Below are 13565 nucleotides of genomic sequence, written 5' to 3'. Positions count from 1 at the left end.
TCGCTGAGGACGACCCATGGGAGGGCAACATGTCAGCGACAGCATCCGGATCCGGCATCAAGGGGAAGGTGATCGCGATCAGCATCGCCGCGGCCCTCGGCGGATTCCTCTTCGGATTCGACACAGCGGTCATCAACGGCGCGGTGGATGCTCTCGCCGGCAACCAGTCGGGCTTCGACCTGGGCGCCGGCCTCAAGGGCTTCGCCGTCTCGTCGGCTCTCATCGGTTGTGCGGTCGGCGCGTGGTTCGCCGGTCCGCTGGCGAACCGGTACGGACGCATCCCCATCATGGTCGCGGCTGCGGTCCTCTTCCTGGTGTCGTCGATCGGTTCCGGTCTGGCCTTCAGCGTCGTCGACCTGATCATCTGGCGCATCGTCGGTGGCCTGGGTGTCGGCGCGGCATCCGTCATCGCGCCGGCGTACATCGCCGAAGTCTCTCCCGCCAGCATGCGCGGTCGACTCGGCTCGCTGCAGCAGCTCGCGATCGTGAGCGGTATCTTCGTCGCCCTGTTGTCCGACGCCCTGCTCGCCGAGGTCGCCGGCGGGGCTGCCGAGTCGCTCTGGGGGCTGTACGCCTGGCGATGGATGTTCATCGCGGAGGCGATCCCGGCGATCGTCTACGGCATCATGGCGCTGAAACTCCCCGAATCCCCGCGCTATCTCGTGCGCAAGGGCGACATCGAGAAGGCATCCGAGGTACTCACGACCGTCACGGGCACGGTCGACGTGAAGGCCAAGATCTCCGAGATCACCGGCACGATCGACACGGAGAAGAAGGAATCCCTGCGCGACCTGCGCGGCAACCGCTTCGGCCTCAAGCCGATCGTCTGGGTCGGCATCCTGCTGTCGGTCTTCCAGCAGTTCGTCGGCATCAACGTCATCTTCTACTACTCGACGACGCTGTGGCAGTCGGTCGGCTTCGGTGAGTCCGAGGCGCTGCTGATCACGGTGATCACCTCCGTCACGAACATCGTGGTCACGATCGTCGCGATCCTGCTCGTCGACAAGGTCGGCCGCCGCATCATGCTGCTCGTCGGATCGGTGGGCATGACGATCTCTCTCGGCCTCATGGCTCTCGCGTTCTCGTTCGGAACCCTCGATTCCGCCGGTGCCGTCACGCTGCCCGAGCCCTGGTCGACCGTGGCGCTGATCTGCGCCAATGCGTTCGTCGTGTTCTTCGGGGCCACCTGGGGCCCGCTCGTGTGGGTGCTGCTGGGCGAGATGTTCCCGAACTCGATCCGCGCGGGCGCCCTCGCGGTCGCGGCGGCGGCGCAGTGGGCGGCGAACTTCTTCATCTCGACGACGTTCCCCGCGTTCGCCAACATCGGCCTGCCGTTCGCCTACGGTTTCTACGCGTTCTTCGCACTGCTGTCGTTCTTCTTCGTGTACTTCAAGGTCGCCGAGACCAAGGGCAAGGAGCTCGAGGACATGAGCGAGGATGTGAAGGTCGAGCGCCGACCCCGTCGCACACGCGCGTAGGCTGGAAGGCATGAGCGAGTCCGTCCCCCGTCGCGCCAGCCTGGAAGTACTGCGTGCCGAGGCATCCGACGAACTCGCCGTGATCGTGCAGGAGCGGTTGCTGGGCGGGGAGGATCCGTGGGAGTTCATGGAGGAGCTCCCGAGCATCGATGAGCTCGTCGTCTACCTGCTGCGCGCCGACAACATCAGCGCGAACGACGGCGTGCGGCCGAACGAAGCCCGGCACTACCGGGTGCTGCGGCAGATCGCCCTCGAGTACCCGGAGCTGACGCCGGCCGTGTGGGGCCTGCTCGACGACAAGCAGCGCTACCGCCGGTGGGACCCGACGGTCGCGGACGCCTCCTGACGATGCCGCGGACGCTCGTCGCCTACGACCCGTCGTGGCCCGAGCAGTTCGCGGCTGCCGCCGCTCAGCTGCGTTCGCACGGCGACCCGGACTGGGTCATCGAGCACATCGGCTCGACCGCGATCCCCGGCATGCGCGCGAAGCCCATCATCGACCTCGCGGTGCGCGTCGCGGATGCCGCGGACTTCGAGATGCACCGGAGTGCGCTCGAGAGGTCGGGCTGGCGGCGGGGGAGCGCGGTGCGCAGTCACCCGGTGATGCTCCGCGAGAGGGACGGCGTGCGCACGCACATCGCGCACTTCTTCACCGTGGCGGACTGGGATGCCGTGAACCAGAGGATCCTGCGGGACTGGCTGCTCGAGCACCCCGCGGATGCCGATCGCTACCGGCACGCGAAGTGCGATGCCGTGGCCGCTGCTGCCCGTGGCACCTCGAGCTACAGCGCCGCGAAGACCCCGGTGATCCAGGAGATCGTGGATCGCGCGCGCACAGCCCGTGGGTTGCCGCGGGTCGAGGTGTCGGACAAGTAGCCGGGGGGCCCTTCGACGGGCTCAGGGACCCAGCTGTTGCGTGGTGGGCCCTTCGTCTCGTCGCTGCGCTCCTCGCTCAGGGACCGGGGGCGTTGATCGGGCGCAGTCCGTCGAGCGAAGCGAGACGCTGCGACCAGCTACAAAACACCCCATCGTCCGTCCGCAGGGCGCAGGGATGTTCCCCGAACGAGCATCGGGAGGGGCCCGCGAAGCGGGAGGGTCCCCGTTCTGCGAGAGAGGGGAACATCCCGGAGCCCGTCACCGAGAGCATCCGTAGAACAGAAAAGGCCGCCGCCTCCCGAAGGAGACGACGGCCCGAAACTTCTCAGACTCAGCCGATGAAGGCCGCGAGGTCCTTCTCGAGGGCCGGCTTCGGCTTCGCGCCGATGATGGTCGTCTTGACCTCACCGCCCTGGAACACCTTCATCGCCGGGATCGACGTGATCTGGTACTTCATCGCCAGCTCGGGGTTCTCGTCGACGTTGAGCTTGAGGATGGTGATCTTGTCGGGGTTGTCGGCCTGGATCTGGTCCAGGACCGGGGCGACCATACGACACGGTCCGCACCATTCGGCCCAGAAGTCCACGAGAACGGGACCTTCGGCCTGCAGTACGTCCTGCTCCCAGGTCGCCTGGCTCGTAGCCTGTGCACTCATCAGAGTTTCTCCTTGTTCGAGGTTCGTCGGATACAACAGCCGACCGGGGAAAAGTGTTCCCGCAGGTCAGGCGGTGATGATCTCGGCCGCTTCGGCGGCCGGGAACTCGACGGAGGCGTCTTCGAGGTCGGCGAGGAAGTGCTCGGCGTCGAGGGCGGCGACCGTTCCGGAACCGGCAGCCGTGATGGCCTGACGGTAGGTGGGGTCGATCACGTCGCCGGCGGCGAAGACACCGGGAACCGAGGTGACCGAGGAGCGGCCGTCGACCCAGATCGTGCCTTCGGCGGTGAGCTTCAGCTTGTCGTGCACGAGGTGCGTGCGCGGGTCGTTGCCGATCGCGACGAAGAGACCGTCGAGGGGCAGGTCGCGCAGCGTGCCATCTTCGGTGGAGCGCAGCTGCACGCCCTCGACCGAGTCCTTGCCGAGGATCTCGGCGACTTCGCTGTTCCAGATGAACTCGATCTTCTCGTTCGCGAAGGCGCGCTCCTGCATGATCTTCGACGCGCGGAGGGTGTCCTTGCGGTGGATCACGTAGACCTTGTCGGCGAAGCGGGTGAGGAACGTGGCCTCTTCCATCGCCGAGTCGCCGCCGCCGACGACCGCGATCGTCTTCTCGCGGAAGAAGAAGCCGTCGCAGGTGGCGCACCACGAGACGCCGTAGCCGGAGAGGCGCTCTTCGCCCTCGATGCCGAGCTTGCGGTACGCCGAGCCCGTCGCGTAGATGAGGGTCTGGGTCTCGTGCACCGTGCCGCTGCCGAGGGTGACCTTCTTGACCGGTCCGTCGAGCTCGAGCGACGCGACGTCGTCGTAGACGACCTCGGTGCCGAACTTCTCGGCCTGCTCCTGGAATTTGGCCATGAGCTCGGGGCCCTGGATGCCATCGGGGAAGCCGGGGTAGTTCTCGACCTCTGTGGTGTTCATCAACTCACCGCCGACCTCGACCGAGCTCGCGATGAGCAACGGCTCGAGGTTCGCGCGCGCCGCGTAGATGGCGGCGGTGAAACCGGCGGGGCCGGAGCCGATGATGACGACCTGACGCATGAAATGCTCCCTGTGAGAACTGCAATGCCATCGAATGATGTCCGAAAGCTTCAACCCATGGTAACCGCGCGGCATTCCCGCGACGGGAGACGCTCAGCGACCGGGCAGGAAGCGACGGGCGAGGGCTCCGGCGGCCTTCAGTTCGGGAGCGCGGAGCAGGGCGAGGATGCCGAGGTAGACGACCACGACGACGAGTCCGACGATCGCGGTACCGAGGGCGCCCTGGAACTTGTCGGCCATCGTCCAGCCGTCGACGCCACCCAGCAGCACCAAGGCGCCCCATCCGGCGAAGCCCGCGGGGATGCCGGCGAGGGCGAAGCGGCCGATCGCGGCCATCCAGGAGCGGATCTGCAGGCCGCCGATCTTGCGGTGCAGCAGCCAGGTGGCGACGATCGTCTGCACGATGCTCGCGATCGACTGGCCGAGGGCGACGGCGGCGGCGAGCGAGGTCAGCGGGATGATGCCCGCCTCACGCAGGCCGAGAGCCCCGAGGGCCGTGCCGACGATGAGCACGCACTGGAAGATCGTGAACCAGAACGGCGTGCGGGTGTCGTCGTAGGCGTAGAAGGTGCGCTGCACGATGAACAGGATCGTGAGCGGGATGAGGCCGAACAGGTAGGCGATCAGCACGAGGGCGGCCGCCTGGGCGTCGTCGGCGTTGTCGGTGAAGACGCGGGAGGCGGGGATCGCGGCCGCGGCGACGGCGGCGGTGGCGGCGACGATGAAGAACAGCAGGGTGCGGATGCTCTGCGCGATGTCCGCGCGCACCTCCTCGTCTCGTCCGGCCGCCGCGTGCGCGCTGATCTGCGTGAAGTACGGGGTGCCGATCGAGAGCACGATCACCGAGTAGGGGAGCATGAAGATGAGCCAGGCGTTGGCCGTGACGTTCGCCGAGGCTCCGAGGCCCGAAGCCTCGCTGACGATGTATCCCTGGTACATACCGGCCGCGAGACTCGCGAAGGCCATGAGGAACGTCCACCCGGCGAGTCGACCGACGTTGCCGAGACCGACACCGCGCCAGCGGAAGTCGGGCTTGACGGCGAGTCCCGTGCGGCGCCAGAACACGAGCAGCACGAGGGCCTGCAGCGCGATGCCGAGCGTGGCGGTGCCGCCGAGCACGGTGATCATCTCGGGCGTCCAGTCGGCGGCCTGGGTGGAGACCGGGCCGAAGAGGGCGCCGAGCGCGAGGAAGCCGGCGATCGAGACGATGTTGTTGACGACGGGGGCCCACGTGAAGGGACCGAAGATCTTGCGCGCGTTGAGCGCCTCGCCCAGCATCGCGTACAGGCCGTAGAGCAGGATCTGCGGCAGGCACCAGTAGGCGAGAGCGGTCGCCAGCGCGAGCACGTCGTCGTTCGCCTTGCCGGCCACCAGGTGCACGAGCCAGGGCGCGGCCGCGGTCGCGATCGCGGTTACGACCACGAGCACGACGGTGCCCAGGGTGAACAGCTTCGAGATGAAGGCGTTGCCGCCGTCGGCATCCGCGGTGGCCTTCACGATCTGAGGGACGATCACCGCGGTGAGGATGCCGACCGAGATCAGGGAGAAGACGCTGTTCGGCAGCTGGTTCGCGTAGGTGAAGGCGTCCGCCGCCTCGGAGGCAACCGATCCGAGTACCCCGACGAGCACGATGCTGCGCAGCAGCCCCGTGATGCGGGAGACGAGGGTACCGGCGCCGATGATCGCGCTCGCGCGCCCGAGACTGCTCACGTGGTTTCTTTCTCTCCGGATTCGTCGAGGGCGTCAGCATCCGCCGCGGCATCCGCTTCGCCACCCTCGACCGCGGATTCCCGACGTCGACGGAGCACCGTGCGGATCACACCGCCGACGATCAGCAGCACGGCGAGACCGCCGAAGATGACGAGACCGATCGTCTCCCACTCGGCGCGCACCGCGACGCGCACCGTCTGCGGGCCGTCGATCAGTGCGCCGGTGGGGCTGTAGAGGTTCAGGCGCAGATCGAGCTCGCCGCTGCCGACGCGGGCAGAGACGGGAACCTTGACCCGGGCGCTGGAGTTCGCCTGCACGACGACGTCGTTGCTGCCCTGCACCTCGAGGCGGGGGTCGGTGGGCGCGACCGTCAGGCGCAGATTGACCGGCCACGGCAGGTCGTTGCGCACGCTGAACGGGAGATCGGCGTTGGCGCTGAGCAGCTGGATCGTGCTCGACGGGGGGATGCTGACGGCGTGGAGCGTGTCGTTCGTCGCCGCACGGTGCACGGCGACGTTGGTGCTGAACTTCGTCTCGGGCACGCCGACCGCGATCTCGCGCAGCACGCGAATGCGCTCTCGGCTGAGCAGCACCTGCGGGTCGTCGAGGATCGTCGCGAAGGTGGCGAGTGTGCCCTCGTCGACCAGCATGTTCTGGAGAGCGCTGACGCGGAGGTCGTCGACGGCGCCGGTGAGAGCGACGCCCGCGGCAGGAGCCGAGCGCACCGACGACAGGTCGAAGCCGGGGGAGTCGACCGCGGCGATCGCCTCACGAAGGGCTGCGGCGTCTCGGGTCTCGTCGCGGTCGAGGCCGACCAGGAGCGGGCCCTGCGGCGCCGCCTGTCCGGCGAAGTAGAGCTGTGCACTCGCTGCGGCGAGCCAGCGCTGCCGGGCACCCGAAGCCGATTCGCCCGCGGCACCGGAGATCGCGGCGGAGATCGCCTCGTCGACGACGAGAAGGTCGTGCCCATCGGTCGTCGCGTGCGCGGTGTCGACGGCATCCGTCGCCGACGACGAGACGATCGTCGTGACCTCACCGCCGAAGTAAGAGGTGAACGTCGCGAGGTCTTCGGAGCGGGCGCCCGCCAGCGGCCAGACGATTCCCTCGATGGCGTCGTCGATGGTCGTGAGCGTCTCGTCGTCGGGCAGCACGGGCGCGTCGGTCGCGGCGGGCGTCGGAGACGGCGTGGAGGTGCCGGGGGTCGGCGTGGCCGTCGCCGGGGTGCTCGGGAAGTTCAGGGGGTTCACGAAGGGCGCGAGGGTCGTGGGCTGCAGCAGCTCCGGCAGCTGCGCCTGCGCCTGCACCGTCGCATCGGCGTCGCCGAACCGCAGGGCGAAGCGCTCGTTGGGGAGATCGTCGAAGCGCTCGAGCCAATCGGTCGCGTTCGCCGGCGCCGAGGTGCCGAGCACCCGGATCGCCGCGACGATCGCGGGGTCGATGGCGATCACGGCCGCCGTGCCCGAGACGCCGTCGAGAGCGGCCGTGAGTGCCCCGTCGGCCGCCGTGAGCTCGGCGAGCTCGTCGGCCGTGAGCAGCACGCCGTCGGCAGGAGTCGCGGTGATGGGCACGATCACGCCGACCTGCACGGCATCCGCGGTCACGACGAGCACGCTGTCGGCCGAGACGTTGCGCGACACGAAGTCATCGCTGCCCACCGTGCCGGTGCTCGCTCCGCTCAGTCCCGCCCGGATCGGATAGACGCCGGGGGCGAGCTCGGCGAGGGACTCCGGCGGAATGTCGACCGCGACGCGATCGGAGCCGCCCGCCTCGACGGCATCCGTCGCCTTCGATCCGAGCGTCTCGAACTCCCCGGGCGCCGAGGTCTCGTCGAGCCAGGTCGAGACGGCCGTGCCGTCGGAGAGCGGAGTGCGGTTGATCTCGACGGTGACGGTACCGGCCGACAGGCGCGCGTCGGTGTCGTTCTGCAGCGAGAGGGATGCCGTGGCCGACGCACCGGGGGTGATCCTGCCGTGCGAGCCGATCGCGACGGAGAGCTCGACGATGCCCGCATCCGTCGTCTCGTCGTCGCCGTCGGCCGCCATCGCCGGAGACGCGACCGCGCCGAGACCGACCGCGAGGGCGAACGCGGCCGCCGCGCTCGTGAGTCGCCGAAGACGCGCACGGAGGCGTCTGTCGGGGGTGCTCGCGGTCATGAAGGTCTTCCTCGAACGCCCGGGAAGAGGGCGGAATCGTGAGTACTGACCTTGTGATTCTAGAAGGCGCGCCGGAGGAGAACCCTGAAGACGCGTAGAGTGACGGCCGTGTCCGCCTCTGCAATGCCCGTTCCCGACCCGCTCGGATGCGCTTCGCTCGCCGCCGACCTCGACGCTGCCGACCTGCGCTCCGCGCCGTTGCGCCGCCTGTGGGGCGAAGAGGCCGACGACGCCCTGGCCCGCGGCATGCGCGAGCCCATCCTGCGCGCGATCGAGGGTGACGAGGGAACTCTCGCGACCCTGGGGCGCTTCTTCGTGCTCGGGATGCCGCAGCCGCGACGCTCCGTCGAGGAGGCGCTTCCGCGTCTCGGCGTCGATGGACTGACGGCTCTCGGGCTCGCCACGGCATCCGACACCGTCGTCACGCCCACGGCGCTCCTGCGCCCGCAGTCGTTCGTCGACGCGGACGGGGTCGGGGAGTGGTGGATCGCGAGCGATCTCGACGAGGTCGCGCTCGGCACCGCACTGCCCGCCGACCACGTGCTCGGAGTCGGCGGCGCCTCGCGCACTCTCGCCGAGATCGTCGTGCCGATCGAGGTGGAGCGCGCGCTCGATCTCGGCACCGGATGCGGCATCCAGGCGCTGCTCGTATCGCGCCGTGCCGGACGGGTCGTCGCGACCGACATCTCCTCTCGGGCCCTGGCCTACGCCGAGCTCAACGCGCGTCTGAACGGGATCGGCAACATCGAGTTCCGCCTGGGCAGCATGTTCGAGCCCGTCGCGGGGGAGGCGTTCGACCTGATCGTCTCGAACCCGCCCTTCGTCATCACGCCGCGCACCGAGGGCGTGCCCGAGTACGAGTACCGCGACGGCGGACTCATCGGAGACGCGCTCGTCGAACAGTTCGTGCGCACCGCACCCGCCTTCCTCACCGCGGGCGGAAGCGCCCAGCTGCTCGGCAACTGGGAGTCGCGCGACGGGGTGAAGGGCCTCGCGCGGTTGGACGCCTGGGTGCCGGGCGACCTCGACCTCTGGGTCGTCGAGCGCGAGGAGCTCTCGCCCCTCGCCTACGCCGAGCTATGGATCCGCGACGGCGGCACCACCCCGCGCGATGCGGAGTTCACGCCGCTGCTCACCGCCTGGCTCGACGACTTCGCCGCACGCGGGGTGACCGCGATCGGCTTCGGGTACGTGCTCATCCGTCGCGGTGATGCGCCGGTGCTCCGACGCAGCGAGCACGTCGGCCAGGCCGTGTCGGGTGTGGGCGAGGCGCTGGGCCGCGGACTCGTGGCGCACGACCTGCTCGCGAGCGGGATCCCCGCGACCCTCGTCACAGCATCCGATGTCACCGAGGCCCGGCACCTGTTGCCCGGCAACGACGACCCCAGCGTGATCGAACTGCGTCAGGGCGGCGGTTTCGGGCGCACGGTGAACGTCGACCCGGCGCTCGCCGCATTCGTGGGCGCCTGCGACGGCGAGCTGACGGTCGGACAGATCGCCGCGGCCCTCGCCGACCTCTTCGACGTGCCGCTCGCCGATCTGTGGGCCGAGCTGGAGCCGCGCATCCGGGCGCTGCTGATCGACGGGTTCCTCGCGGCGGAATAACCCGCGGCATCCATGCGTTCGAATACACCATGAAGGCTTTCGGATTCCTCTCTTTCGGTCACTACGCCGATGTCCAGGGTTCGGCGACCCGCACCGCGGGCGACATGCTGAAGCAGACCATCGAGATCGCCGAGGGCGCCGATGAGATCGGGGTGAACGGCGCCTACGTGCGCGTGCACCACTGGGCCCGCCAGGCCGCCTCGCCCATGCCGCTGCTGTCGGCGATGGCCGCGCGCACGAAGCGCATCGAGGTCGGCACCGGCGTGATCGACATGCGGTACGAGAACCCGTTCCAGTTCGCCGAGGAGGCGGCCGCGCTCGACCTGATCGCCGACGGACGCATCGCGCTCGGCGTGAGCCGTGGGTCACCCGAGACGGCTCTGCGCGGCTACGAGACGTTCGGCTTCCACGACGAGGAGGATCCCGAGCGCGGCGGCGTGATGGCCCGCGAGAAGTTCGACCTCTTCCTGCGCGCGATCGACGGCGAGGGCCTCGCCCCGGGCGACCCTCGGATGGTCGGCACCGGACGCTACCTGCAGATCGAGCCGCAGTCGCCCACGCTCCGCGACCACATCTGGTGGGGCTCGGGATCCCGAGCCACCGCCGAGGAGACGGGGCGCAAGGGCCTCAACATGATGAGCTCGACGCTGCTCACCGAGGCCACCGGCGTGCCGTTCCACGAACTCCAGAGCGAGCAGATCGCGCTGTTCCGCGCGGCCTACAAGGAGGCCGGTCACACCGGCTCGCCGCGCGTCTCGGTGAGCCGCAGCGTCTTCCCGCTGATCACCGACATGGACCGGGCGTACTTCGGTCTGCGCAGCGAGGACAGCGGCGACCAGATCGGCATCATCGACGGTTACCGCTCGACCTTCGGAAAGACCTACGCCGCCGAACCCGACGTGCTCATCGAGCAGCTGAAGAACGACTCGGCCGTCATGGCCGCCGACACCCTGCTGCTCACGATCCCGAACCAGCTCGGCCCCGCATACAACCTGCACGTGCTCGAGTCGTTCGCGAAGCACGTCGCGCCGGCGCTCGGCTGGAAGCCGAACACCGAGGGGCCGGTGCAGGGCGACCCCGTCGTCTGAGACGCGCCGGGCGCGGCATCCGTTCCCGGTTCGGCGTCTCGAGGGTGGGCGCTCGCCGGAGCCGACCGGCCGTTGACACGGCGCGCGGGATGGTCGACAGTGGGTTCGCCGTGTCGGATGCCGCGGCATCCGCTCCTCGGACATCGGAGAACCCATGACCCGCGTTCGCGTCGATCTCAACATCTCTCTCGACGGCTTCGCCACGACCACCGACCAGACCCCGGAGAACCCGTTCGGCGAGGACTGGGGTCGTCTCACGGCGGCATATGCCGCGACGCGCACGTTCCGTGAGCGGGTGTTCCACGACACGAGCGGTGCGGGCACGACCGGGGTCGACGAGAAGTACGCCGCACGCTACTTCGAGAACATCGGCGCCGAGATCATGGGCGCCGGGATGTTCGGTCTGCACGCGAACCCCGATGACCCCGACTGGCGCGGCTGGTGGGGCGACGAGCCGCCTTTCCACGCGCCGGTGTTCGTGCTCACGCACACCCCCCGCGAGCGCATCGAGTTCGCGAACGGCACGTCCTTCGAGTTCATCGACGCGGCGCCCGAAGCGGCGTTGCGACGCGCGGTCGAGGCGGCGGAGGGCGCAGACGTGCGGGTGGGCGGCGGAGCGACGACCGTGCGCGAATACCTGCGCGCGGGTCTCGTCGACGAGCTGCACGTCGGCATCACCCCGATCCTCATCGGCAGCGGCATCCGCTTGTGGGACGACCTGCGCGGACTCGAGTCCGGATACTCCGTCGCGTCGGAGACGGCCGAGTCCGGGGTCGTGCATCTGACGTTCTCGCGCGCGAACTGACGGCCGGCCGGGGCGGAAGTTTTTCTTCGCCTCGCTGGTATACCGATGTAGCCTGGCGCCATGCGCGCGAAGCGAAGCAGCATCGTCATCGGAGTCCTGGCCCTGGTGGCTGCTGTCGCGGTGGTCGCGAGCCCCGCGTCCGCCGCGACCACGACGCAGTGGGCGACCTGGCAGCCATTGACCGGCACGAGCGGTGCGTATTCGACCTCGGTGCAGATCACCCCCGACCCGTCCATGGTCGCGATCGTCACCAGTACCTCGCGCTCCGGTCAGGTCGGAGTGATCTCGGGCGCATCGACGTGGCTCTCGCAGGGCACCCCCGTCGGCGCGAAGTACGGATCCAGCCGGGACCAGCCCTATCTGAACCTGCGCCCGCAGGCCGACACCCCCACCGGATCGTCGACGACGACGTACTCCTTCCTCGACCCGACACCCACCGCAGGCTGGACCTTCGTGCTCGGTGACATCGACGCCGACTCCGTGCGCATCCAGGCCACCGGTCCCGACGGACAGGCGCTCACCGCCGACGAGCTCGGGTTCCGCGGCGGCTTCAACTACTGCGCTCCCGGCGTGGTCGGCAAGCCGTCCTGCACCGGATCGGCCACCGATGTGCCCACCTGGGACGACACGACCCTCACGCTCACCGGCAACGCCGGTGCGGTCGACACCTCGGGTGCGGCGGCCTGGTTCGAACCCTCCGCCCCCATCACGACCCTGAGCTTCGTCTTCACCCGCCGCTCGGGCCTGCCGGTGTACCAGACGTGGTTCGCCTCGCTCGCACGCGACGTCAGCGGAACCGTTGTCGACGACGCCGATGCACCGCAAGCGGATGTGGATCTCATACTGACCGATGCGAACGGTCGGGTCGTCGCCTCGACGACGACCGGCGCCGATGGCACCTATTCCTTCCCCGGCATCCAAGGCAGCGGCGGGTACACCGTGCGAGTGAGCGCTCCCGAGGGAAAGATCGCGGAAGGCCCCTCGACCCGACCCGTCGACCTCAGTGAGACGGATGCCGTCGGCGTCGACTTCGTCGTGCGCGACATCGTGCCCGTCGCGGTCTCCGGGCGAGTGGTCGACGAGAACGGCGACGGCGTCGGCGGGGTCACCGTGGTCGTCGACGGGACCGAGCTCACCGCGATCACGGAGTCGGACGGGCGGTACCTCTTCGACACCGTGCCCGTCGGTGACCACGTGGTGCGCGTCATCCCGCCGGGCGGCTTCTCGACCGCCGACGACACGCGCTCGATCACGGTGCCGGACGACAGCGAGGATCCGATCACGATCCCGCCGGAAGAGGACTTCGTCCTGCTGACGAACGCCGACCTGAGCGGGGTCGTCACATCACCGGCATCCGGCCTCGGCGTCACGGGGGCGGTGGTGACCGTCACCGACTCCGACGGCAACATCGTCGCGACGACCGTGACCCGTCCGCTCGGCGGGTACACGATCCCCCGCCTGCCTCCGGGCGAGTACACCGTGACGATCACGCCTCCCACCGGGTACGCACCGCTCGGGCCGATCAGCGCGACGGTGGCGCTCGGCAGTGAATCCCTGACCGACATCAACTTCGAGCTCGCCTTGTTGGGAAGCTTCGCGGGAACCGTGCGGGATGAGTCGGGCGCACCGATCGCCGGTGTCACGCTCACGCTCACGGGACCGGGCGGAACGCAGCAGGTGGTGTCAGCGGAGGACGGTACCTATGGCCTCGGCGGTCTCGCACCGGGGGATTACCTCCTCACGGTCGTCCCGCCCGAGGGCACGCAGGCGGTGGATTTCGCCCAGCGGTACTTCGGTTTCCCGCCCCAGGGCGGCGGCACATTCACGGCCCAGGACTTCGTGCTCGCCGCGGTCGTGGTCGAGCCCAGCCCGTCGCCGGATCCTGACCCGCCGACGACGCCCGTCGCACCGCCGGCGCCGGGCACGGGTGGTGCGGGCACCGGAACCCTCCCCGGTACGGGCCTCGGCCCCGAGACCTTCGCGTGGGCGGCCGGCGGAGCGGTCGTGCTGCTGCTCGGCGCGACGCTGCTCATCGTGTCGCGTCGGCGAGCGCATGGTCGCGACGAGGGGTGAGGCATCCGTTCTTCGCGTTCACAACTCCTGAGAATCTGGGCGTTCACGGCCGGATTCGATTGTGTTCGGAGTGCTGAAGCA

At 69.2% G+C, this 13565-nt stretch carries 11 protein-coding genes; 7 read left to right on the top strand and 4 right to left on the bottom strand.

Annotated features, from left to right (window positions below; genetic code table 11):
- Nucleotides 1-29 precede the first annotated feature (29 nt).
- Genes ACTJKK_RS10075 through ACTJKK_RS10065 form a run of 3 tightly spaced genes read left to right on the top strand, consistent with a single transcriptional unit; the run spans nt 30 to nt 2354 of the window.
- Nucleotides 30-1478, top strand: a complete 1449-nt coding sequence (locus ACTJKK_RS10075; protein WP_336641412.1) for a sugar porter family MFS transporter — start codon at nt 30-32, stop codon at nt 1476-1478.
- Between the two features lie 10 nt (nt 1479-1488).
- Complete coding sequence (locus tag ACTJKK_RS10070) at nt 1489-1824, top strand: tryptophan synthase subunit alpha (RefSeq protein ID WP_247633423.1); 336 nt, start codon at nt 1489-1491, stop codon at nt 1822-1824.
- Between the two features lie 2 nt (nt 1825-1826).
- Nucleotides 1827-2354: a GrpB family protein gene (locus tag ACTJKK_RS10065; protein WP_440747885.1), complete on the top strand. Its 528-nt coding sequence runs from the start codon at nt 1827-1829 to the stop codon at nt 2352-2354.
- 331 nt (nt 2355-2685) lie between these two features.
- Here ACTJKK_RS10065 and trxA read toward each other — a convergent pair whose 3' ends face one another.
- The 4 genes from trxA to ACTJKK_RS10045 all read right to left on the bottom strand — a co-directional run bounded on the left by trxA (nt 2686) and on the right by ACTJKK_RS10045 (nt 7913).
- Nucleotides 2686-3009: a thioredoxin gene (gene trxA / locus ACTJKK_RS10060; RefSeq protein ID WP_247957253.1), complete on the bottom strand. Its 324-nt coding sequence runs from the start codon at nt 3007-3009 to the stop codon at nt 2686-2688.
- Between the two features lie 66 nt (nt 3010-3075).
- Nucleotides 3076-4050: a thioredoxin-disulfide reductase gene (gene trxB / locus ACTJKK_RS10055; protein WP_247633425.1), complete on the bottom strand. Its 975-nt coding sequence runs from the start codon at nt 4048-4050 to the stop codon at nt 3076-3078.
- Between the two features lie 93 nt (nt 4051-4143).
- Nucleotides 4144-5760, bottom strand: coding sequence for a murein biosynthesis integral membrane protein MurJ (gene murJ / locus ACTJKK_RS10050; RefSeq protein ID WP_440747884.1), 1617 nt, complete (start codon nt 5758-5760; stop codon nt 4144-4146).
- Nucleotides 5757-7913, bottom strand: a complete 2157-nt coding sequence (locus ACTJKK_RS10045; RefSeq protein ID WP_440747883.1) for a DUF6049 family protein — start codon at nt 7911-7913, stop codon at nt 5757-5759. Before ACTJKK_RS10045 ends, murJ begins: the two co-directional genes overlap by 4 nt.
- Before the next feature lie 123 nt (nt 7914-8036).
- On the opposite strand from ACTJKK_RS10045, the gene ACTJKK_RS10040 reads away from it, so the two are divergent.
- From ACTJKK_RS10040 to ACTJKK_RS10025, 4 genes are all read left to right on the top strand, one after another.
- The gene (locus ACTJKK_RS10040; RefSeq protein WP_247957565.1) at nt 8037-9518 is read left to right on the top strand and encodes a DUF7059 domain-containing protein; all 1482 of its coding nucleotides are present in this window, start codon (nt 8037-8039) and stop codon (nt 9516-9518) included.
- A 29-nt stretch (nt 9519-9547) separates the two neighbouring features.
- Complete coding sequence (locus ACTJKK_RS10035) at nt 9548-10606, top strand: LLM class flavin-dependent oxidoreductase (RefSeq protein WP_440747882.1); 1059 nt, start codon at nt 9548-9550, stop codon at nt 10604-10606.
- A gap of 154 nt (nt 10607-10760) precedes the next feature.
- Entirely contained in the window at nt 10761-11411 is a 651-nt protein-coding gene (locus ACTJKK_RS10030) for a dihydrofolate reductase family protein (protein ID WP_440747881.1), read from the top strand.
- A 60-nt stretch (nt 11412-11471) separates the two neighbouring features.
- Complete coding sequence (locus tag ACTJKK_RS10025) at nt 11472-13484, top strand: MSCRAMM family protein (protein ID WP_440747880.1); 2013 nt, start codon at nt 11472-11474, stop codon at nt 13482-13484.
- Nucleotides 13485-13565 lie beyond the last annotated feature (81 nt).

The sequence above is a fragment of the Microbacterium sp. 22179 genome (assembly GCF_052045715.1).
Taxonomy (GTDB): domain Bacteria; phylum Actinomycetota; class Actinomycetes; order Actinomycetales; family Microbacteriaceae; genus Microbacterium; species Microbacterium galbinum.
Note: the sequence above shows the minus strand (reverse complement) of the source record. Positions and strands in the feature narration are given on the sequence as shown.

Bases quoted from the DNA above. Each gene is read 5' to 3' on its own strand.
- ACTJKK_RS10075 (WP_336641412.1), top strand. From the start codon at position 30: ATGTCAGCGACAGCATCCGGATCCGGCATCAAGGGGAAGGTGATCGCG.
- ACTJKK_RS10070 (WP_247633423.1), top strand. From the start codon at position 1,489: ATGAGCGAGTCCGTCCCCCGTCGCGCCAGCCTGGAAGTACTGCGTGCC.
- ACTJKK_RS10065 (WP_440747885.1), top strand. From the start codon at position 1,827: ATGCCGCGGACGCTCGTCGCCTACGACCCGTCGTGGCCCGAGCAGTTC.
- trxA (WP_247957253.1), bottom strand. From the start codon at position 3,009: ATGAGTGCACAGGCTACGAGCCAGGCGACCTGGGAGCAGGACGTACTG.
- trxB (WP_247633425.1), bottom strand. From the start codon at position 4,050: ATGCGTCAGGTCGTCATCATCGGCTCCGGCCCCGCCGGTTTCACCGCC.
- ACTJKK_RS10045 (WP_440747883.1), bottom strand. From the start codon at position 7,913: ATGACCGCGAGCACCCCCGACAGACGCCTCCGTGCGCGTCTTCGGCGA.
- ACTJKK_RS10040 (WP_247957565.1), top strand. From the start codon at position 8,037: ATGCCCGTTCCCGACCCGCTCGGATGCGCTTCGCTCGCCGCCGACCTC.
- ACTJKK_RS10035 (WP_440747882.1), top strand. From the start codon at position 9,548: ATGAAGGCTTTCGGATTCCTCTCTTTCGGTCACTACGCCGATGTCCAG.
- ACTJKK_RS10030 (WP_440747881.1), top strand. From the start codon at position 10,761: ATGACCCGCGTTCGCGTCGATCTCAACATCTCTCTCGACGGCTTCGCC.
- ACTJKK_RS10025 (WP_440747880.1), top strand. From the start codon at position 11,472: ATGCGCGCGAAGCGAAGCAGCATCGTCATCGGAGTCCTGGCCCTGGTG.